The organism is uncultured Methylibium sp., assembly GCF_902826655.1.
Lineage (GTDB): Bacteria > Pseudomonadota > Gammaproteobacteria > Burkholderiales > Burkholderiaceae_C > Methylibium.
The window spans coordinates 66,209-84,963 of record NZ_CADEFR010000007.1 but is presented as its reverse complement, the minus strand read 5'-3'; the positions used below and the strand labels follow the sequence as shown (position 1 = coordinate 84,963).

21 protein-coding genes are annotated in these 18,755 nt (G+C 69.7%); 3 read left to right on the top strand and 18 right to left on the bottom strand.

Translation table 11 applies throughout. The features are described 5' to 3' along the window. Position 1 precedes the first annotated feature (1 nt). From lptE to QZV97_RS05335, 6 genes are all read right to left on the bottom strand, one after another. Positions 2-508 carry an LPS assembly lipoprotein LptE gene (gene lptE / locus QZV97_RS05360; RefSeq protein ID WP_295639626.1) on the bottom strand — a complete coding sequence of 169 codons (507 nt, stop codon included), beginning with the start codon at positions 506-508 and terminating at the stop codon, positions 2-4. Then, positions 508-3,168, bottom strand: coding sequence for a leucine--tRNA ligase (gene leuS, locus QZV97_RS05355; RefSeq protein WP_295639623.1), 2,661 nt, complete (start codon positions 3,166-3,168; stop codon positions 508-510). Before leuS ends, lptE begins: the two co-directional genes overlap by 1 nt. Positions 3,169-3,242: 74 nt before the next feature. Next, complete coding sequence (locus QZV97_RS05350) at positions 3,243-3,674, bottom strand: biopolymer transporter ExbD (RefSeq protein WP_295639620.1); 432 nt, start codon at positions 3,672-3,674, stop codon at positions 3,243-3,245. A gap of 2 nt (positions 3,675-3,676) precedes the next feature. Further along, positions 3,677-4,345 carry a MotA/TolQ/ExbB proton channel family protein gene (locus tag QZV97_RS05345; protein ID WP_295639617.1) on the bottom strand — a complete coding sequence of 223 codons (669 nt, stop codon included), beginning with the start codon at positions 4,343-4,345 and terminating at the stop codon, positions 3,677-3,679. 9 nt (positions 4,346-4,354) lie between these two features. Further along, on the bottom strand, positions 4,355-5,197 hold the full coding sequence (dapB, locus tag QZV97_RS05340; RefSeq protein ID WP_295639614.1) for a 4-hydroxy-tetrahydrodipicolinate reductase: 843 nt from the start codon (positions 5,195-5,197) through the stop codon (positions 4,355-4,357). After that, a complete protein-coding gene (locus QZV97_RS05335) occupies positions 5,194-5,736 on the bottom strand; it encodes an outer membrane protein assembly factor BamE (RefSeq protein ID WP_295639611.1) in 543 nt (180 codons plus the stop codon). The genes dapB and QZV97_RS05335 overlap by 4 nt, the downstream gene beginning before the upstream one ends. A 122-nt stretch (positions 5,737-5,858) precedes the next feature. On the opposite strand from QZV97_RS05335, the gene fur reads away from it, so the two are divergent. Then, on the top strand, positions 5,859-6,293 hold the full coding sequence (fur, locus tag QZV97_RS05330) for a ferric iron uptake transcriptional regulator (RefSeq protein ID WP_295639608.1): 435 nt from the start codon (positions 5,859-5,861) through the stop codon (positions 6,291-6,293). Positions 6,294-6,311: 18 nt separating this feature from the next. Here fur and hprK read toward each other — a convergent pair whose 3' ends face one another. From hprK to raiA, 3 genes are all read right to left on the bottom strand, one after another. After that, complete coding sequence (gene hprK / locus QZV97_RS05325; protein ID WP_295639605.1) at positions 6,312-7,268, bottom strand: HPr(Ser) kinase/phosphatase; 957 nt, start codon at positions 7,266-7,268, stop codon at positions 6,312-6,314. Positions 7,269-7,327: 59 nt separating this feature from the next. Beyond that, positions 7,328-7,798 carry a PTS IIA-like nitrogen regulatory protein PtsN gene (gene ptsN, locus QZV97_RS05320; protein WP_295639601.1) on the bottom strand — a complete coding sequence of 157 codons (471 nt, stop codon included), beginning with the start codon at positions 7,796-7,798 and terminating at the stop codon, positions 7,328-7,330. Positions 7,799-8,008: 210 nt separating this feature from the next. Beyond that, positions 8,009-8,353: a ribosome-associated translation inhibitor RaiA gene (raiA, locus tag QZV97_RS05315; protein ID WP_295639598.1), complete on the bottom strand. Its 345-nt coding sequence runs from the start codon at positions 8,351-8,353 to the stop codon at positions 8,009-8,011. 370 nt (positions 8,354-8,723) lie between these two features. On the opposite strand from raiA, the gene corA reads away from it, so the two are divergent. Continuing rightward, positions 8,724-9,683: a magnesium/cobalt transporter CorA gene (gene corA, locus QZV97_RS05310; protein WP_295639595.1), complete on the top strand. Its 960-nt coding sequence runs from the start codon at positions 8,724-8,726 to the stop codon at positions 9,681-9,683. 15 nt (positions 9,684-9,698) lie between these two features. Here corA and QZV97_RS05305 read toward each other — a convergent pair whose 3' ends face one another. The 9 genes from QZV97_RS05305 to QZV97_RS05265 all read right to left on the bottom strand — a co-directional run bounded on the left by QZV97_RS05305 (position 9,699) and on the right by QZV97_RS05265 (position 17,630). Then, positions 9,699-10,142 carry a nuclear transport factor 2 family protein gene (locus QZV97_RS05305; RefSeq protein ID WP_295639592.1) on the bottom strand — a complete coding sequence of 148 codons (444 nt, stop codon included), beginning with the start codon at positions 10,140-10,142 and terminating at the stop codon, positions 9,699-9,701. Next, positions 10,142-10,915, bottom strand: coding sequence for an SDR family NAD(P)-dependent oxidoreductase (locus tag QZV97_RS05300; protein WP_295639589.1), 774 nt, complete (start codon positions 10,913-10,915; stop codon positions 10,142-10,144). Before QZV97_RS05300 ends, QZV97_RS05305 begins: the two co-directional genes overlap by 1 nt. Positions 10,916-10,918: 3 nt before the next feature. After that, complete coding sequence (locus QZV97_RS05295; protein ID WP_295639695.1) at positions 10,919-11,455, bottom strand: DUF3833 domain-containing protein; 537 nt, start codon at positions 11,453-11,455, stop codon at positions 10,919-10,921. Further along, positions 11,455-12,729, bottom strand: a complete 1,275-nt coding sequence (locus tag QZV97_RS05290) for an MFS transporter (RefSeq protein ID WP_295639587.1) — start codon at positions 12,727-12,729, stop codon at positions 11,455-11,457. Before QZV97_RS05290 ends, QZV97_RS05295 begins: the two co-directional genes overlap by 1 nt. After that, the gene (locus tag QZV97_RS05285; protein WP_295639584.1) at positions 12,726-13,298 is read right to left on the bottom strand and encodes a chalcone isomerase family protein; all 573 of its coding nucleotides are present in this window, start codon (positions 13,296-13,298) and stop codon (positions 12,726-12,728) included. Before QZV97_RS05285 ends, QZV97_RS05290 begins: the two co-directional genes overlap by 4 nt. An 8-nt stretch (positions 13,299-13,306) precedes the next feature. After that, a complete protein-coding gene (locus QZV97_RS05280; protein ID WP_295639581.1) occupies positions 13,307-14,554 on the bottom strand; it encodes a cyclopropane-fatty-acyl-phospholipid synthase family protein in 1,248 nt (415 codons plus the stop codon). 18 nt (positions 14,555-14,572) lie between these two features. Next, positions 14,573-15,376: a DUF1365 domain-containing protein gene (locus tag QZV97_RS05275; RefSeq protein ID WP_295639578.1), complete on the bottom strand. Its 804-nt coding sequence runs from the start codon at positions 15,374-15,376 to the stop codon at positions 14,573-14,575. Further along, positions 15,373-16,680 carry an FAD-dependent oxidoreductase gene (locus tag QZV97_RS05270; protein ID WP_295639575.1) on the bottom strand — a complete coding sequence of 436 codons (1,308 nt, stop codon included), beginning with the start codon at positions 16,678-16,680 and terminating at the stop codon, positions 15,373-15,375. The genes QZV97_RS05275 and QZV97_RS05270 overlap by 4 nt, the downstream gene beginning before the upstream one ends. Positions 16,681-17,048: 368 nt before the next feature. Beyond that, complete coding sequence (locus tag QZV97_RS05265) at positions 17,049-17,630, bottom strand: glutathione peroxidase (protein WP_295639572.1); 582 nt, start codon at positions 17,628-17,630, stop codon at positions 17,049-17,051. A 144-nt stretch (positions 17,631-17,774) separates the two neighbouring features. Between QZV97_RS05265 and QZV97_RS05260 the strand changes: the two genes are divergently transcribed. Continuing rightward, positions 17,775-18,713, top strand: a complete 939-nt coding sequence (locus tag QZV97_RS05260) for a MerR family transcriptional regulator (RefSeq protein ID WP_295639570.1) — start codon at positions 17,775-17,777, stop codon at positions 18,711-18,713. The last annotated feature ends 42 nt before the right edge of the window (positions 18,714-18,755 follow it).

Sequence of the window (18,755 nt, the reverse complement as noted above, 5' to 3'; positions counted from 1 at the left end):
CTCAGAGCGGCGGCACGGCCGCCAGCTGGCGCATCACCTGGTCGACGATGTCGCTCTGCATGCCGCGGTAGAGCATCGCTTCCTCCTGCTCCTTGGCGAGGGCGTTGCTCTCGTTGTAGCTCATGTCGCGGCTCAGCAGCAACTCGGTGTCGCGGATCAGCACCCGGCCGGCCGGCGTGCGCAGCCGGAACCGGAGCCGCGTGCGCAGCGTGAACTCGCGCACCTGCCCGGCGGCAGTCTGCGCGGCGACCGACTTGTCGCGCACGTCCTCCAGCGCCTCGAGCACCACCTGGGCCTGCGCCGGCGACTCGACGACGCGGGTGCTGCCGCTGGCCTCGATGGCGCGCTTCAACTGCTCGGTGAAGGGCGAGCGCTGCGGAAAACCGACCAGCTGCACGCTCGCGAAGGCGAGCGTCGGCGGGCGGCGCAGCTGGAAGCCGCAGGCCGCCAGCTGCGCAACCCATGCCGCGGCCGCGAGCTGCAGGGCGCGGCGGCGGTGCAGCGGCATCAGACGACCACGTTGACCAGCCGGCCCGGCACGATCACGATCTTCTTGGGCGCGCGGCCCTCGGCGAACCTGGCGAACTCCGGGCTGGCCAGCGCGGCGGCCTCGATCGCCGCCTTGTCGGCCGAGGCCGGCACGGTGACCGCACCACGCAGCTTGCCGTTGACCTGCAGCACGTACTCGATCTCGTCCTGCACCAGCGCGGCCTCGTCGACGGCCGGCCAGGGCGCGTCGACCAGGTCGCCCAGCCGGGCGGCGTAGCCGAGCTCGGTCCACAGCGCGTGGGTGATGTGCGGGGCGGCCGGGTAGAGGGTGCGCAGCAGGATGCCGAGCGCCTCGCGGAGCACCGCGCGATCGGCCGGCGTCTCGGCCAGCGCCGCGCCTTCCAGTGCGTTCAGCAGCTTCATCGCGCCCGAGACCACGGTGTTGTACTGCAGGCGGTCGTAGTCGTGGGTGATCTGCTTGAGCAGCAGATGGACGTCGCGGCGCAGGTCGGTGGCGGCACGCGAGGCGCCCGCGCCCGCTCCATCGCCGGCAGACACGGCGGCGCCCTGCTTCACCGCGAACGACCACAGCCGCCGCAGGTAGCGGAAGCTGCCCTCGGCACCGCTGTCCGACCATGCCGCGCTCTGGTCCGGCGGTCCGGCGAACATCGTGAACAGCCGCGCCGTGTCGGCGCCGAATTTCGCGATGATGTCGCGCGGCTCGACCACGTTGTTCTTGGACTTCGACATCTTCTCGATGCCGCCCAGCATCACCGGCTGGCCGTCGTCGCGGGCCTTCGCCGATACCGGCGCGCCCTTGTCGTCGTAGGTGATCTCGACTTCGCTGGGGTAGAACCAGCGCTTCTTGCCGTCGGTGCCCTCGCGGTAGTAGCACTCGTTGAGCAGCATGCCCTGGGTGAAGAGCTTCGTGAACGGCTCGTCGAACTTCACCAGGCCCAGGTCGCGCATCGCCTTGGTCCAGAAGCGTGCGTACAGCAGGTGCAGCACCGCGTGCTCGATGCCGCCGATGTACTGGTCCATAGCCATCCAGTAATCGTTGCGCGCGTCGACCATCGCACCGTCGCTGTCGGGGCAGCAATAGCGCATGTAGTACCAGGCCGAGTCCACGAAGGTGTCCATCGTGTCGGTCTCGCGCCGCGACGGCGCGCCGCACTGCGGGCAGGCGACGTCGAGGAAGTTCGCGCTCTTGTTCAGCGGGTTGCCGCTGCCGTCGGGGATCAGGTCCTCGGGCAGCAGCACCGGCAGGTCCTTCTCGGGCACCGGCACCGAACCGCAGGCGTCGCAGTGGATGATCGGGATCGGCGTGCCCCAGTAGCGCTGGCGGCTGATGCCCCAGTCGCGCAGGCGCCAGGTGGTCTTCTTCTCGCCCAGGCCCTTGTGGGCGAGCGCAGCGGCGACCGCGTCGACCGCGAGCTGGTAGCTCAGGCCGCTGAAGTTGTCGGAGTTGATCGTCACGCCGCGCTGCTTGTCGGCGTACCAGTCCTGCCAGTGGTCGTAGCTGAAGTGCTCGCCATCGACATGGACGACCTGCAGGATGTCGATGCCGTACTTCCTGGCGAAGGCGAAGTCGCGCTCGTCGTGGGCCGGCACGCCCATCACGGCGCCGTCGCCGTAGGTCATCAGCACGTAGTTGCCGACCCAGACCTCGACCGGCAGCCCGGTCAGCGGGTGCTGCACCGTGAGGCCGGTGCGCAGGCCCTCCTTCTCCCGGGTGGCCAGCTCGGCCTCGGTGGTGCCGCCGGCCTTGCAGGCCTCGATGAAGGCGGCCAGCGCCGGGTTGGCGGCGGCGGCGTGCGTGGCGATCGGATGCTCGGGCGCGACGGCGCAGAAGGTCACGCCCATGATGGTGTCGGCGCGCGTGGTGAACACGTGCATCCGGCCGTTGCCGATCAGCGCACCGGTGGCGTCGCGGATCTCGTGCGGGAAGGCGAAGCGCACGCCCTCGCTCTTGCCGATCCAGTGCTCCTGCATCAGGCGCACGCGCTCGGGCCAGCCGTGCAGGTAGCCGGGCACCGAGGGGTCGGCGACATTGGCCAGCAGTTCGTCGGCGTACTGCGTGATCGCGAGGTAGTAGCCGGGGATCTCGCGCTTCTCGACGATGGCGCCGCTGCGCCAGCCGCGGCCGTTCTCGACCTGCTCGTTGGCCAGCACGGTCTGGTCGACCGGGTCCCAGTTGACGACCTGGGTCTTCTTGTAGGCGATGCCGCGCTCGAGCATCTTCAGGAAGAACCACTGGTTCCAGCGGTAGTAGTCGGGGTCGCAGGTGGCGATCTCGCGCGACCAGTCGAAGGCCAGCCCGAGCGGCTGCATCTGCGACTTCATGTCGGCGATGTTCTCGCGCGTCCACTGGGCCGGCGCGACCTTCTTGTCGATGGCGGCGTTCTCGGCCGGCAGGCCGAAGGCGTCCCAGCCCATCGGCATCAGCACGTTCATGCCCTTCATGCGCAGGTAGCGCGCCATCATGTCGTTGATGGTGTAGTTGCGCACGTGCCCCATGTGCAGCTTGCCGCTGGGGTAGGGCAGCATCGAGCAGGCGTAGAACTTGGGCTTGTTCGGGTCTTCGACCACGCGGTGCGCGTCGCGGGCGCGCCAGTGCGCGTGGGCCGCGGCTTCGACGGCGCTGGGGTCGTAGGAAGGGGCGGGGTTCGGGGCGCTCATGCAGGCTGCGGCAGTGGAACTGCCGTCTCGAAAGGCTGGCCGGATTCTAGGGTGCGGCCCGCGGGCGCGCGGGCTCAGCGCGAGGCGGCGGCCTCGCCCGGCTGGGCGACGAACGCGATGCGGTTCAGGCCCGCGGCCTGCAGCCGGCCGATCAGCGCCGCGACCTCGCCGTAGGGCACGCTGCGGTCGGCGCGCAGCTGCACCTCGAGGCCCGGCTGGCGGCGCGCGGCCTCGGCGATGCGCGTGTCGAAGTCGGTGTCGACCAGCGCTTCGTCGCCCAGGTGCAGGCGACCGTCCGGCGTCAGCGCGACGCTGATGAAGGCCGGTGCATCGCCGGGCGCCGCGCCCTCGGCCCGGGGGAGGTCGAGGCGCAGCGCCGAGGTCATCAGCGGCGCGGTGATCATGAAGATCACCAGCAGCACCAGCATCACGTCGATCAGCGGCGTCATGTTGATGTCGCTCATCGGTTGCGGCAGTGCCGCGCGTTCGAGCCGGCCGAAGGCCATGCTCAGTCCTCGCCGGCGCCGGCCGCCGGCGCGTCGAGCAGCATCTCGCGCAGGTCGTGCGCAAAGCCTTCCAGCTCTGCCTCGCTGCCGGCGACGAGCTTGCCGAACACGTTGTAGGCCAGTACCGCCGGGATCGCGACCGCCAGGCCCGCCGCCGTCATGATGAGCGCTTCGCCGACCGGGCCGGCGATGCGGTCGATCGTCATGCTGCCGGACGCGGCGATGCCGATCAGCGCGTGGTAGATGCCCCAGACGGTGCCGAACAGGCCGATGAAGGGCGCGGTGGCTCCGATCGAGGCCAGCAGCACCTGGCCGAACTGCAGCTGCGCCAGGACGCCGTGCAGGGCGTCGCGCAGGCGCCGTGTCAGCTGCGACGCGCGGGCCCCGCGCGCCTCGAGCGTGCCGCCGCGGGCGTCCTGCAGGCCGGCATCGAGCAGCGGGGTCAGGGCGGCCTCGCGGTCGAGTGCGGCCAGCTGCCGGCGGGCCGTGTCGAGATCCGGCGCGGCCCAGAAAGCCGGGACGGCGTGCGCGAGGTCGTGCCGCACGCGCCGCAGCAGCCGGGTCTTCCAGAGGATCAGCACCCAGGCGCTGACCGACATCGCCAGCAGCAGCAGCGCGACGAAGCGCGTGACGGCGTCGCCTTCGGCCCAGATCTGGCTCAGGCCGGTCACGGCGAGCGCTCAGGCCGGCTGCGCCGCCGGCAGACCCAGCACGGCGTCCATGCCGTACAGGCCGGTCCGACGACCGGCGAGGAAGCGCACGGCGCGCAGGCTGCCTTGCGCGTAGGTCGCACGGCTCGAGGACTTGTGCGTGATCTCGATGCGCTCGCCGGTGCCGGCGAACAGCACCGTGTGGTCGCCGACGATGTCGCCGCCGCGCACGGTGGCGAAGCCGATGGTCGACGGATCGCGCTCGCCGGTCACGCCGTCGCGACCGTAGACCGCGCAGTCCTTCAGGTCGCGGCCGAGCGCGGCGGCGACGACCTCGCCCATCTTCAGCGCGGTGCCGCTCGGCGCATCGACCTTGTGGCGGTGGTGAGCTTCGATGATCTCGATGTCGTAGCCCTCCGCCAGCGCCTTGGCGGCCGTCGACAGCAGCTGCAGCACGACATTGACCCCGACGCTCATGTTGGGCGCCATCACGATCGCGACCTGCTCGGCGGCGGCGGCGATCTCGGCCTTGCCGGCGGCGTCGAAGCCGGTCGTGCCGATCACGAGCTGAACGCCGAGTTCGCGGCAGGCACGCAGGTGGGCGAGCGTGCCCTCGGGCCGCGTGAAATCGATGAGCACGTCGGCCTGCGACAGCGCAGCGTGCAGGTCGGCGCTGATCGCCACGCCGCTGGTCTGGCCCAGGAAGGCCGCGGCATCCTGGCCGAGGGCCGGGTTGCCGGGCAGGTCCAGCGCGGCGGCCAGCACGCAGTCGTCCGTCGCGAGGATGGCCTCGATCAGCATGCGCCCCATGCGACCCGAGGCGCCGGTGATGGCCACGCGTCGGCGAGCCGCGCCGCCCACGGCGGTCGTCACTGCGGCTCCAGCGGCGGGTAGCTGCGCGCCGGACCCTGGGGTTCGCTCGTGGCGGCGGGGGTCGCCGTCGCGGGCTTGGCGGGCAGCGGCAGGGCCTTGAGCTGCTCGTCGTTCAGCGCCAGCGTGGGGACGCTGCGAGCCTGGGTCTTGCGGGTGTCGATGGAGACCACGAACTCGCGCTCGCTCGGCAACTCGTCGGCCTCGAAGGACTTGAGGCCTTCGCCCTCGAACAGCACGGTCACGCGGCGCTGCTGGTAGGCCGCGCCCTGGCGCCGGATCGTGAAGACGTAGTCCCAGCGGTCGGCATGGAAGATGTCGGTCAGCAGCGGCGAGCCCAGCACGTCGCGCACCTCGGCGCGGCTCATGCCGGGCTTGATGACGGCCGCCATCTCCTTGGTCACCACGTTGCCCTGGACGACCTCGATGCGGTACGGGGTGACGAGGCCGAACAGGCTGTCGGTCGACTGCAGCGAGCCGCAGCCAGCGAGCAGCCCGGCGGCCGTCAAGGCCAGGAAGCGGACGAGGTGCACGGGACGCATGGCGGGTCGGGGGGCGGGGCTGGCTGCCGCGCCTGGCGCGGCGAACACCCGCGGCGGGCAGCCCGGGCTCGATATGATCGGTGCAATTCTAGTGGAGCCCCTCGGGCCCCGAGGACCCGCCGATGAGCCATGCCGACGACCTGAAGAGCAGCGGATTGAAGGCCACGCTGCCGCGCATCAAGATCCTGGAGGTGTTCCAGACGTCGGCCGTGCGACACCTGACGGCCGAGGATGTCTACAAGACCCTGCTGGCCGAGCACTCGGACATCGGTCTGGCGACGGTCTACCGTGTGCTGATGCAGTTCGAGCAGGCGGGCATCCTGTCGCGCAACCACTTCGAGTCCGGCAAGTCGGTGTTCGAGCTCAACGAGGGCCAGCACCACGACCATCTGGTGTGCCTGGACTGTGGGCGGGTCGAGGAGTTCTTCGACGCCGAGATCGAGGCGCGTCAGCGCCTGGTGGCCCAGACGCGCGGCTTCTCGCTGCAGGAGCACGCGCTGTCGCTGTACGCCAACTGCATCAAGAAGGACTGCCCGCATCGGCCGGCGCGCAAGTAGCGCGGCCCGGCCGTCGGGTCAGGCCGGCTCGTCGCCTTCCATCGCGACGCGGTGGCGCGCGATGAACTCCTTGTAGGTGTCGATGCCGCGCAGCTGCAGGATGGTGTTGCGCACCGCTGCTTCGACCAGCACCGCCAGGTTGCGGCCGGCATCGACCGCGATCACCGCCTTGCGCACCGGGACGTCGAGCACGTCTTCATAGAGCGGCTCGTAGGGCAGGCGCTCGAACTCGCGCTCCATCGTCTCCTTGCGCACCAGGTGGACGATGAGCTTCAGGCGCATCTTCCGGCGTACGGCCGTCTCGCCGAAGATGGCCTTGATGTCGAGCAGGCCGATGCCGCGCACTTCCAGCAGGTTCAGCAGCAGATCAGGGCAGCGGCCCTCGATCGCGGTCTGCGAGACGCGGTAGAGATCCACCGCGTCGTCGGCCACCAGGCCGTGCCCGCGCGAAATCAGCTCGAGGCCGAGTTCGCTCTTGCCGAGACCGGACTCGCCGGTGAGCAGCACGCCCAGGCCGAGGATGTCCATGAAGACGCCGTGGCGCGTCGTGCGGTCGGCGAAGTGCTGGCTCAGGTGGGCACGCAGCACGTCGATCACGTGGCCGGCGGATTCCTCGGTGACGAACAGCGGAATGTCGGCGCGCTCGCACATCGCGACCAGCCGGTCCGGTGGCGTCTGCTGGTCGGCGACGATCAGCACCGGCGGCTCGAGTGTCACGATGCGCGAGATGCGGCGTTCCTGATCCTCGGGCGACGAGTCGGTGAGGTAGCGCACCTCGCGCCGGCCGACGATCTGCACCCGGTAGGGGTGGATGTAGTTGAGGTAGCCGACCAGATCGGCCGCCGACTGGGCGTCGCGCACCGCGATCTCGTCGAAGCGGCGCTCGGGATGGGCATGACCGGCCAGCCACTCCCAGTTGAGCGCGCTGCGGTGCGCCTCGAACAGCGCCTCGGCGCTGATGACGGTGGGCTTCATGGGTCGCTTCGGATCGCGCTAGCCGTTATGCAGCGACGCACGCGCGGGCGCCGCGGCGCTCAAGCGACCGACTTCAGCGGTTCCCAGCTGGCGATCAGTTCGTGCAGCTTCGTGGCGGACGGCTCGGTCTTGAGCTTGTCGCGCAGGCTGCGGTCGCTCAGCAGTTCGGCGATCTCGGACAGGATCTCGAGGTGGCGTTGGGTCGCCGCTTCCGGCACCAGCAGGAAGATCAGCAGCGACACCGGCTCGTCGTCCGGCGCATCGAAGCCGATCGGCTGCTGCAGCCGGATCACCGCTGCCAGCGGATTCTTGAGACCCTTGATGCGGCCGTGCGGGATCGCGACGCCGTGCCCCAGCCCGGTGGAGCCGAGCCGCTCGCGGGCGAACAGGTTGTCCGTGACCGTGGCTCGCGCGATCGCGTGGCGGTTCTCGAACAGCAGGCCCGCCTGCTCGAAGACCCGCTTCTTGCTGGTGGCATCCGCGTCCACCATCACGTTGTCGACGGGCAGGATGGCGGAGAGACGATTCATCGCATCTGCGCGCCGGTTTCGGCAAAGCCTTGGCCGACGCTTCGCTTCGGGAGTCCCAAAATTATAGGAAGGGCCTTGCCACCGCGAGTCGAGCGTGGACTCCATTCCCCGCAATACGGTGGCTCGGGTTGCAGTCTGGCAACGACGCACCGTCGGGAGGCACGAAAAAGCGGCCCGAAGGCCGCTCGTTCCCATCGACCGGGGGCCGATTCACTGCAGGTCTGTCGCGTCGAGTCGTTTGGCCGACGCGTGGTGGTGATCCTGGAGCCGGTCCTTGTGCCGGCACACCTGGCGATCGAGCTTGTCCATCAGCTCATCGATCGCCGCGTACAGGTCTTCGTGGGCCGACTCGACGAAGATGTCCTTGCCCTTCACATGCAGGTTCACTTCGGCCTTCTGTCGCCGCTCCTTCTCCTTCTGCTTCTCGACGCTCAGCAGCACGTTGATGTCGACCACCTGATCGAAATGTCGGGTGACGCGGTCCAGTTTTGTAAGCACATACTCTCGCAGGGAAGGCGTCACTTCGAGATGGTGTCCGCTGATCGTCAGATTCATGGTTCCGCCTTTCACTGGGTAGAGGGGAGGGGCCGCCGCCGGCGCCCACCACGGTCGCGGACCGCCCGGCGTGCGAGCCAGTGTGCGCCCCCGCACCCGGCCTGACAAGCCGATGACCGACCTCGTCCGGGGGCCTGCGGGCCGCCGGCTCGCGGGTCCGGGTGCCATAATGTTTTGGTTGCATAGACGGAGTCCCTGTTGGACAGCACCCCCTCTCGGTGACCGTCCACTCCAACTGCCCGCCGCGTCGGCCTGACGCGCGCCTCGCCGGGAGTGAGACGGTCCCCGATCTCACTTTCCAGCGGCCTCGCCGATCGATCCCGAGTCCGCCCTCGCGGTGCCGTGCGCCCGCCCGGTTGTCGGAGTTCGCATGCTGAATGTCTTCACGCTCGTCAACGGGCGGCTCTTCCAGGAAGAGATCACCAGCGCGGCCGCCTTGGCTCACGCCCTGCCGGTGTGGGTCGACCTCGAAGCGCCGACGCCCGAGGAGATCGGGTGGATCAGCGGACGCTTCGGCCTGGCGATCCCGGACAACATCGTCGACGATGATCTGGAAGAGTCGGCCCGCTTCTACGAGGAAGACAACGGCGAGCTGCATATCCGGTCGGACTTTCTGATCCACGACGACGCGACGCCGCGCAACGTGCGCGTGGCCTTCGTGCTGCGTGACAAGGTGCTGTATTCGGTGCACGCCGAGGACCTGCCGGTGTTTCGCCTGCTGCGACTGCGGGCGCGCCGCACGCCGGCGTTGATCGAGGATGCGAAGGACGTGCTGCTCAAGCTCTACGACGCCGACGCCGAGTATTCGGCCGACTCGCTCGAGGGCATCTACGACGAGCTCGAGAAAGTCTCCACGCAGGTGCTGCAGGCCGAGGTCAACGACCAGACGGCCGCCGAGGTGCTGGCCGCGATCGCGCGGCAGGAGGACCTGAACGGCCGCATCCGCCGCAACGTGATGGACACACGGCGCGCGGTCAGCTTCATGATGCGCAGCCGCCTGCTGGCCGCCGAGCAGTTCGAGGAGGCGCGCCAGATCCTGCGCGACATCGACTCCCTGGATTCGCACACCGCCTTCCTCTTCGAGAAAATCAACTTCCTGATGGACGCCACGGTCGGCTTCATCAACATCAACCAGAACAAGATCATCAAGCTCTTCTCGGTGGCCAGCGTGGCGCTGCTGCCGCCGACGCTGATCGCCAGCATCTACGGCATGAACTTCAAGGTGATGCCCGAACTCGACTGGGGCCTGGGCTATCCGTTCGCGATCGGCCTGATGGTCGTCAGTGTCGCAACGCCGTTCTGGTACTTCCGGCGCAAGGGCTGGCTCTGAGCCGCCCCGCCAGGCTCAGTCGTTGGCGCGGCGCTTGAGCCAGCGCATCAGCGCGCCGATGGCCGGCAGCTTCTCGTACAGCTCCTCGGCGGCGTCCCAATAGTCGCGGTGCAGGGCGATGCGGCCGTCGGCCGCGAAGCGCAGGTGCGAGCCGCCTCGGATCGTCTGCGGTTCGCGCGAATGGCGCTTGAAGCGGAACAGGAAGTCCCAGACGAGGAAGCACTGATCGCCCTGAACGAGGGCTTCGTTCACGACGAAGCGCGGATCGTCCAGCGCATCGAACATGTGGGTGAACACCCGCTGTACCGCCGCCAGCCCCTGCACCTCGTTGAACGGATCCTTGAAGCGCGCATCCTCGGCGTAGATCTCGCCGAGCCGCGCCACGTCGTCGCGCTGCAGCGTCTCGAAGCGCTCGATGACGCGTCGCACGCGCGCGTCGTGGCTCGTGGTCGCGGGCATCACAGTCCCGTCGCGCGTCGCACGGCACGGAAGTAGAGCGCGTCGTTGAGGTGGCCGAGCGCCTTGAGCCACAGGGTGAAGCGCTTCGGGAAGTGGATCTCGAACTCGCCCTTGCGCCAGCCGGCGAGGATGGCGTCGGCCGCCTGCTCCGGCGTCAGCAGCGCCGGCATGTGGAACTCGTTCTGTGCCGTCAGCGGTGTCTCGACGAAGCCCGGGTTGACGATGGACACGCCGAGCCCGCGTTCGCTGAGATCGAGGTAGAGCGTTTGCGCTAGGTTGATCAATGCCGCCTTGGTCGGTCCGTAGGCCAGCGAGTTCGGCAAGCCGCGGTAGCCGGCCACGCTGCCGATCAGGCTCAGGTGCCCGGCCTGCTGCTTCAGCAGGGTCGGCAGCACGGCGTCGATCACGTGCAGCGCGCCAACGTAGTTGACCTGCTGGTGGCGCAGCATCTCGTCCAGGTCGAAGGCGGTCGCCCTCTGCGCCTTGTAGCGGCCCGCGCTGTAGACGACCAGGTCCAGCCGCCCGCCGACGGCCAGGGCCTGCAGCGCGGCGGCGCGCACCGACTCGCGATCGCCGGCATCGATGGGCACGGCACGGCTGCCGGGGTGGGCCTGCACGAAGGCGTCGAGCGCCCGGGTGTTGCGGGCCGACACGACGACGCTGGCACCGCGTGCATGCAGCGCCGACGCGGTGGCACGGCCGATGCCGGTGGACGCACCGACCAGCCAGGCCACGCGGCCGCTCCAGTCGTCGAGCTTGGGATTCAGGGCCATCGCTCAGCGCCTGTAGAAGGACAGCGTGACCTCGCCGAGCCGCACGCCGAACTTGCTCATCGTGGCCTTGTTCAGCATCACGCGATCGTCCATCAGGTACATCCAGTCGTCGAACTGCACGTCGTAGACCTTGCCGTCGACCGGCAGCTTGAGGGTGTAGCGCCAGTTGAAGGCGTTGCCGGCCTCCTGGCCTTCGGCGACGCCTGCGACGTCGTCGGCGGTGCCGCTGTAGCGGCCGTTGCCCAGCTTCTTCAGGCGCCAGACGCGCTTCTGCGTGCTGCCGTCGCTGTAGAGGAAGTCCTCGTCGAGCACGCCCTCGTTGCCCTGCCAGCTGCACTTCATCACGACGGTGAAGCGCTTGACGACCTTGCCGGAGCGGTCGGTGAAGACGCCGTGCGCGTCGAGCGTGCCGTTGAAGTAGCGCGCCAGGTCGAGGGTCGGCTTCTCGGTGGCGTAGTCGGCCACCGTCGGTGAGGCGCAGCCGGCCAGGGCGCCGAGGGTGGCGGTGGCCGTCGCAGCCAGCAGCAGGCGTCGTTTCATCATCGTCCTTCCAGCGTGGGTGGCCGCAGCCACAGGACCCAGAGCAGCAGTGCGGCGAAGAGCTTGAGCACGCAGGGCAGCAGGCAGTAGCCGATCGTCAGGGCACGCAGGGCGTCGGCGTCGCGAGCCCCGCTCTCGTAGCCGATGGCCGACAGCAGCGGCAGGGCCAGCCCGGCGGCGATCGCGAGATTGAGCTTGGTGGCGAAGTTCCACCAGCCGAAGTAGGCGCCCTCGCTGCGACCGCCGTGGCCGGCGCGCTGGATCACGCCGGCGAGCAGGGCACCGGGCAGTGCCAGATCGGCCCCGAGCGCCGTGCCGCTGGCGATGCACACCGCCAGGAAGCCCAGCGTGTCGCCCGCGCCGAGCGTCGCAGCCCAGCCGAAGGTGACGATCGCCAGCGCCATGCCTGCCAGCCAGCTGGCGGCAAGACCGAAGCGCGACACGGCGCGCACCCACAGCGGAATCGATGCCGCGCCGGCGGCGAAGTAGGCCGCCAGGAAGGCCGGCTCCCAGTTCGGCGCCTGCAGGCGATCGCGGATGAAGAACAGGACCAGCGTGGCCGGCACGGCACTGGCGATGCCGTTGACGACGAAGATCGCCAGCAGGCGTCGGAATGCGCTGACCTCGAAGGGCAGCCACAGCGCCGCGTCCCCGCCCGGGCCGGGCTCGACGGCCGGCCGCGGCGCGCCGCGCAGCAGCCATAAGCCCAGCGCCAGCAGCCCCGCGAAGACCAGCGTGGCCACTTGCAGGCCGGCGAGCGAAGGCAGCACGCTCGCGACCAGCACGCCGACCAGCGCGGCGCCCTCGCGCCACGCGACCACGCGCGCGCGGCCGCCTTCGTCGCCGCCCAGGCGCGCGCCCCAGGCCTGGTGCACGACCGACATCACGCTGTAGGCGAGGTAGGTGAAGGCCAGGCCGATGGCGCACCACCACAGCAGCGCCGCGCTGCCGCTGACGCACGGGAAGAACAAGGCGCGAAAGCCCAGCGCCAGCGCCAGCGCGGCGATGGCCGCCGCCCACCACACGCCCAGCGCGCCGCGCGCGAACAGCCGGTCGACCCAGCGGCCGATCAGCGGATCGGCGAAGGCGTCGAGCAGCCGCGCGCCCAGCAGCACGGCCCCGAGGGCCGCCAGCGGCACGCCGAACTGCGCCGCGTAGTGGTTGGGCAGCACGACGTAGAGCGGCAGCGCGACGAAGGCCAGCGGCAGCCCGAGCGCGCCATAGCGCAAGCCCGCCGAAGCCGACGCCAGGCCGCCCGTGGTCGCGGTCTTCAAGCGCCGCCCCCGAGCAAGGCCAGCCGCAGCGCCGGCTGCGAGGTCTGCGGCCCGAGCCAGATGCCGAAGAAGCGCCGCGCGAACTCCGCATCGCGCAGTTCGCGGCCCGGCTTGCCGTCGACATGGAAGCGCGCCGATTCGCCAGGGCGCTGCACGCCGGTCAGGCGGGTGCCGGCGCGCACGTCCGGAAAGGCGGCCTTCATGAAGTCCAGCCAGGCCTGGGCCTGTGCGGCCGCCAGCTTGCCGGCGCGGTCCATCTCCTCGATCGAGCGCTCGGCGATCTTGGCGCCGTCCAGCGATCGCGCGTACTCGAGCTCCAGCGCCAGCGGATGCGCCGCGTAGTCCTCGCGGGCCGGCGCCTCGCGCGGGTAGCCCGGTCCGACCCAGAGCCGCGCGTCGTAGATGTGCAGTCCGAAGTAGCGCAGGCGGCCGCTGCCCTGCAGCCGCGCCTCGGGCAGCTCGGCCAGCACCTCGGCGGGCGGCCTGGCCGCCGACTGCGCGCGCGCAGCAGGCAGCGCCGCGGCCAGCGCCGTCGCTGCCAGGAGGCCCAGCCCGTCGCGGCGGCGCATGGCGGACCTCAGGGTCGGCGCAGCGTGAACTGCACGACGTCGGTGTTGCCCGCCGCGAAGGCAGCCTCGCAGTACGCGAGGTAGAACTCCCAGATGCGGATGAAGCGGGTGTCGAAGCCGAGCTTGCGCACCTGCGCCTCCTCGCCCATGAAGCGATCGCGCCAGCGGCGCAGGGTCTCGGCATAGTCGGGGCCGAAGCACAGGCGTCGCTCGACCTCGAGCCCGGCCTTGCGCGCGGCCGCCTCGAACGCGCCGATGCTCGGCAGCAGGCCGCCCGGGAAGATGTACTGCTGGATGAAGTCGGTGCTGCGGACGTAGCGCTCGAAGAGGTCGTCGCGGATGGTGATGCTCTGGACGCACGCGCGGCCGCCCGGCTTGAGGCGGGTCCGCAGCGTGTCGAAGAAGCCGTCCCAGTACTCGCGTCCCACGGCCTCGAACATCTCGATCGAGACGATCGCATCGTAGGGCTCGTCGGCGATGTCGCGGTAGTCCTGGAAGCGCAGGTCGGCCAGGTCGGCGAGCCCGGCGTCCTGCAAGCGGCGGCGGGCGTACTCGAGCTGCTCGGCCGAGAGCGTGACGCCGGTGACATGGGCGCGCCGCTCGCGGGCCGCCACCTCGGCCACGCCGCCCCAGCCGCAGCCGATCTCGAGCACGCGGCTGCCTGGCGCCACGCCGGCCTCGTCCAGCGCGCGCCGGATCTTGGCGTGCTGGCCGGCGGCGGTGTCGCGCGCGAGGTCACCATCGAACCAGGCGCTGGAGTAGCTCATCGTCTCGTCGAGCCAGAGCCGGTAGAACGCGTTGCCGAGGTCGTAATGCGCATGGATGTTCTTGCGGCTGCCCGTGCGCGAGTTGCGGTTCAGCAGGTGGCGGGCGCGGTACAGCAGCGCGCCCCACCAGCTGCCGTAGACGACCGACTCGATCTCGTCGCGGTTGGCCACGAAGAGCTTCAGCAGCGCCGACAGGTCCGGCGTGCTCCAGTCGCCGTCGATGTAGGTCTCCGCGAAGCCGATGTCGCCGCTGCGCAGTGCGGCGCCGCAGACCTTCCAGTTGCGCAGGCGGATGGCGGCGCGCACGTCGCTGCCCTCGTGCAGCTGACCGAAGCGGGCGGTGCTGCCGTCGGGCAACTGCACGTCGAGCTGGCCGTGCCGCAGGCGGCCCAGCAGACCGAACACCGCGCGGGCGGCCGGCGGGGCCGAAGGGGGCAGCGCCGCGCGCTCGAAACCGCGGGCGAGGGCGGAGGGGGTGCTGGTGTTCATCGGTCGGTCGTCGAGGGTTCAGCGGCTGACGAAGGTGTGCGGTGCGAGCGGCTTGTTGAAGAACGGCACGCGCTTGAGCCACAGCCGAAGCGCCTGCCAGTGGATGCGCGCGACCACGCCGAAGCTCATCAGCGGCATGCCCCAGAAGGCCCGCCGCACGCTGGCCGCGGTCAGCGGTTGCAGCGCGCCGCCGACGCTGGTCTGCAGCAGCGGGCCGAGCCGGTCGTCGTGGTCGACGCGGGCGATCACCTGCTCGATCGCCTGCGGGTGGCTACGCAGCGCGGCCGCCGACGGATGCGCGGTGCGCAGGAAGCGGAAGCGGTAGCGACCCTCGATCGCGCAGAACGGCGAGACGTGGAACACCTTGGCGGCCAGCAGCTCGCGGCCCCAGGCCACGCCGTCGCCGTGCAGCAGGTAGCAGTGGCGCTCGCCGAAGGTGTTGTTGACTTCGGCGACGATGGCGGCGAGCGAGCCGTCCTCGCGGTGCGCGTACCAGAAGCTCACCGGCTTGAAGACATAGCCCAGCACGCGCGGGTAGGTCTGGAGCCAGACCTCGCCGCGCGCGTCGGCGATACCTTCGCCGGCCAGCAGCTCGTCGAGCCAGGCCAGCGCATCGGCGCGGCCATCGCCGTGATCGACGTCGTGGAAGGCGATCAGTCCAAAGCGATTGCGAGTGAGCGCGGGCGAGGGTTGCCGCCGCAGGCTGCGCAGCGGCAGCATCAGGAAATAGGTCGGGTACGCGAAGGCATGACGCGCCGGCCGCAGGCGCGTGTGGCGCACCGTGCCGAAGCCGATCAGCGGCCGTGCCGGGGTGGCACTCATGCGGCGCGGCGCTCGGCCGGGGCGGTGGCGCGCAGGGCCTGCGCGACCGCGAGGCCGGACTTCATGCCGTCCTCGTGGAAGCCGTAGCCGGTCCAGGCACCGCAGAACCAGCTGTGGTGCTGTCCCTGGATCTGCGGCAGCTGCTGCTGGGCGCGCGTGGCTGCCAGATCGAATACCGGGTGGGCGTAGTCGTAGTCGCCGAGCACCGAGCCGGCAGCCGGCTCGCGCGTCGGATTCAGCGAGACCACGACCGCCTGCTCGAAGGGCAGCGGCTGCAGCCGGTTCATCAGGTAGTGCAGGCACACCGCCGCCTGCTCGCGGGAGTCGCTGCTCGCGCGCTCGTAGTTCCACGCAGCCCAGGCGAGCTTGCGCTTCGGCAGCACCGACGCGTCGGTGTGCAGCACGGCGCGGTTCGCGTGGTAGCGGATCGCGCCCAGCAGCTCGGCCTCGCGCGGCGAGGGGTCGGCCAGCAACGCCAGCGCCTGGTCGCTGTGGCAGGCGAACACGACTTCGTCGAAGTGCTGGCTCCCGTGGTCGGTGGTGACCGTGGCGCCGCCGGGGCCGCGGCTGACGCGGCGCACCGGGGTCGACAGGCGCGCGCCGGGCAGGCGCGCCAGCATCTTGTCGACGTAGTGACGGGCGCCGCCGCGAACGGTGTGCCACTGCGGCCGGTTCGTGATCTGGATCAGGCCATGGTTGTGGCAGAAGCGGATCATCGTCGCGACCGGAAAGCGCAGCATCTGGTCGGTCGGGCACGACCAGATGCAGCCGATCATCGGCAGGAAGTACCAGTCGCGGAATTCGTTGCCGAAGCCTCGCTCGGCCAGGAAGTCGGCGATCGGCTGCGACAGTTGCGTCTCCTCGCCGCGCGCGGCGATCGCCGAGGTGATGCGGTTGAAGCGCAGGATGTCGCCCAGCATCCGCCAGAAGCGCGGCCGCAGCACGTTGCCGCGCTGCGCGAACACCGTGTTGAGGTCGCTGCCGCTCCACTCGAGGTCTTCGTCCGGCAGCTTGACCGAGAACGACATGTCCGACGCCGCGGTGTCGACCGACAGCTCGCCGAACAACCGCAGCAGCTGCGGATAGGTGCGGTGGTTGAAGACGAGGAAGCCGGTGTCGACACCGTGAGTCACCTGGCCGCGTGGACCGGGCAGCGTCACGTCGACGGTGTGGGTATGGCCACCGAAGTAGTCGGCCGCTTCGAACAGCGTGACGTCGAAGGCGTCACGCTCTGCCGGCGCGCTGAGCGCGTAGGCGGCGGACAGCCCCGAAATGCCCGATCCGATGACAGCGACGCGCCGCATCGTCATCGCCCGACCGAGCCGGCCGGCTCGAGGCCCGCGGTGGGCGGCAAAGGAAGTGCAGCGAAGCGCCCCGGAACGAAGGAGGGAGGGAGGGAGGAGGAGGAAAGCCGCTCCGGGATTGCAGCCCGCAGAACGGGGAGGCTTCGCTGCAGAAACTGTTGTCGGCCGTCTTGGAAGGGGTGGCAGACCGAGCTTGCCGGGCCTTCCTCGATGCTGACGACAGGTCTGACCGAACGGCTCACAACTTGTTCCCTTCGCGAATGCAACGGCTTGCAATCCGGTGCGACGGGACGATGGGCCTTGAGCCGAAGGGGAACCGGATGCATGGCGCGATGTGAACTAATCAGTCTTTAATATACCGACAAGTTCTACTTTGAATCAAGCAGTTTTTCAAGCTCGCTGACCAGGCGCTGATCCTGCGGGTCGACGTTGCTCGGGAAGCTGAGCACGGTCTGGCCGTCACGGCTGACGATGTACTTGTGGAAGTTCCAGCCGGGTGTCTTGCCGGTGCGTTTGGCCAGTTCGGCGTAGAGCGGGCTGCTGGCGCTGCCCTTGACCGTGCTCTTGGCGAACATCGGGAACTTGACGCCGAAGGTGTTCTCGCAGAACGCCGCAATGTCCTGGTTGCTCCCGGGCTCCTGCGAGCCGAAGTCGTTCGACGGGAAGCCCAGCACGACCAGGCCACGTGGCTGATAGCGCGCGTGCAGCGCTTCCAGGCCCTTGTACTGCGAGGTGAAGCCGCAATAGCTGGCGGTGTTGACGATGACGACCACCTTGCCGGCGTACTGACACAGGTTCTGGGGCTTCTCGTCCTGCAGCCGGGGCACGGTGCGGTCGAGCAGGGTCGGGCAACCGGCGGCCTGCGCGGCCGGCGCGCCCAGCGCAAACGCCGCGAGACACAGCAGTCGCAGCCAGCTGGCAGGCGAGACACGGCAAAGGCTCGGATTCATGGTGGCGGACTCCGGGTATTTGTCTGGGTCAAAAGATGGACTAACATGAATGCTAGTCTTCAAATCGTTGATGTTCAACTGTTTGTCCACAGATCGAGGTTAGGCGCCAATGGTTTGTCCGTATCGTTTCGAGCGAGGTCTGCCGTGAGCGAGTCGAACCAGATGCGACCGATCACCTTGTCGATCGCTGCCGTCGAGCGCGACACCGGCCTGACCAAGGACACGCTGCGGGTCTGGGAACGCCGCTACGGCTTCCCGGTGCCGCAACGCGACGGCCTGACCGAGCGGGCCTATCCGCTGGAGCAGGTCGAGAAGCTGCGCATCATCAAGCGACTGATGGACGCCGGCCACCGGCCGGGCCGCATCGTGTCGCAGTCGATCGCCGAGCTGGAGCGCCTGCGCGACAGCAGCCTCGGCGTCGCCGACGCGGTGGTCGGCAGCAACCGGGCCAAGCCCGACCTGCGTCCCTACATCGACCTGATCCGTGCTCATGATGTGGAGGCCCTGCGTCGCCAGTTGCAGCAGGCCCAGTTGCAGCTGGGCCTCGGACGGTTCGTGATCGACCTCGTCTCGCCCTTGAATACGCTGGTCGGCGACACGTGGATGCGCGGCCATCTCGAGATCTTCGAGGAGCACCTGTACACGGAGTCGATCCAGGCGCTGCTGCGCAATGCCATCGCCAGCATCCCCTTGCCGGCCGCGGCGAACCGGCCGCGGGTGCTGCTGACGACCTTCCCGAGCGAGCCGCACGGCATCGGCCTGCTGATGGCCGAGTCGTTGCTGCTTCTCGAGGGCTGCCGCAGCATCAGCCTCGGCGTCCAGACGCCGGCCTGGGACATCGTGCTGGCCGCCACGGCACAGCGCGCCGACATCGTGGCGCTGAGCTTCACCTCGGTGCTGTCGCCGGGGGCCGTGACCGAAGGCCTGATGGAACTGCGCGAGAAGCTGCCGCGATCGGTCGAGATCTGGGCCGGTGGCAGTGCGCCGGTGCTGCATCGCCGGCCGGTCCCGGGGGTGACCGCCCTGGCGTCGCTCGAGCAGATCGGGGACGAGGTGCAGCGCTGGCGGACCGAGCGCAGCTGAGGCGCTGCGAGGCCGGCTCGCCGCATCTGTGCCTCGTGCTCG

Excerpts from the sequence above, each read along its gene's own strand:
- QZV97_RS05275 (WP_295639578.1), bottom strand. The coding sequence starts at position 15,376 with ATGAGTGCCACCCCGGCACGGCCGCTGATCGGCTTCGGCACGGTGCGC.
- QZV97_RS05270 (WP_295639575.1), bottom strand. The coding sequence starts at position 16,680 with ATGCGGCGCGTCGCTGTCATCGGATCGGGCATTTCGGGGCTGTCCGCC.
- QZV97_RS05280 (WP_295639581.1), bottom strand. The coding sequence starts at position 14,554 with ATGAACACCAGCACCCCCTCCGCCCTCGCCCGCGGTTTCGAGCGCGCG.
- QZV97_RS05285 (WP_295639584.1), bottom strand. The coding sequence starts at position 13,298 with ATGCGCCGCCGCGACGGGCTGGGCCTCCTGGCAGCGACGGCGCTGGCC.
- QZV97_RS05305 (WP_295639592.1), bottom strand. The coding sequence starts at position 10,142 with ATGCCCGCGACCACGAGCCACGACGCGCGCGTGCGACGCGTCATCGAG.
- ptsN (WP_295639601.1), bottom strand. The coding sequence starts at position 7,798 with ATGAATCGTCTCTCCGCCATCCTGCCCGTCGACAACGTGATGGTGGAC.
- QZV97_RS05335 (WP_295639611.1), bottom strand. The coding sequence starts at position 5,736 with ATGCGTCCCGTGCACCTCGTCCGCTTCCTGGCCTTGACGGCCGCCGGG.
- QZV97_RS05265 (WP_295639572.1), bottom strand. The coding sequence starts at position 17,630 with ATGAATCCGAGCCTTTGCCGTGTCTCGCCTGCCAGCTGGCTGCGACTG.
- lptE (WP_295639626.1), bottom strand. The coding sequence starts at position 508 with ATGCCGCTGCACCGCCGCCGCGCCCTGCAGCTCGCGGCCGCGGCATGG.
- raiA (WP_295639598.1), bottom strand. The coding sequence starts at position 8,353 with ATGAATCTGACGATCAGCGGACACCATCTCGAAGTGACGCCTTCCCTG.
- hprK (WP_295639605.1), bottom strand. The coding sequence starts at position 7,268 with ATGAAGCCCACCGTCATCAGCGCCGAGGCGCTGTTCGAGGCGCACCGC.
- QZV97_RS05350 (WP_295639620.1), bottom strand. The coding sequence starts at position 3,674 with ATGGCCTTCGGCCGGCTCGAACGCGCGGCACTGCCGCAACCGATGAGC.
- QZV97_RS05300 (WP_295639589.1), bottom strand. The coding sequence starts at position 10,915 with ATGGCCCTGAATCCCAAGCTCGACGACTGGAGCGGCCGCGTGGCCTGG.
- leuS (WP_295639623.1), bottom strand. The coding sequence starts at position 3,168 with ATGAGCGCCCCGAACCCCGCCCCTTCCTACGACCCCAGCGCCGTCGAA.
- corA (WP_295639595.1), top strand. The coding sequence starts at position 8,724 with ATGCTGAATGTCTTCACGCTCGTCAACGGGCGGCTCTTCCAGGAAGAG.
- QZV97_RS05295 (WP_295639695.1), bottom strand. The coding sequence starts at position 11,455 with ATGAAACGACGCCTGCTGCTGGCTGCGACGGCCACCGCCACCCTCGGC.
- fur (WP_295639608.1), top strand. The coding sequence starts at position 5,859 with ATGAGCCATGCCGACGACCTGAAGAGCAGCGGATTGAAGGCCACGCTG.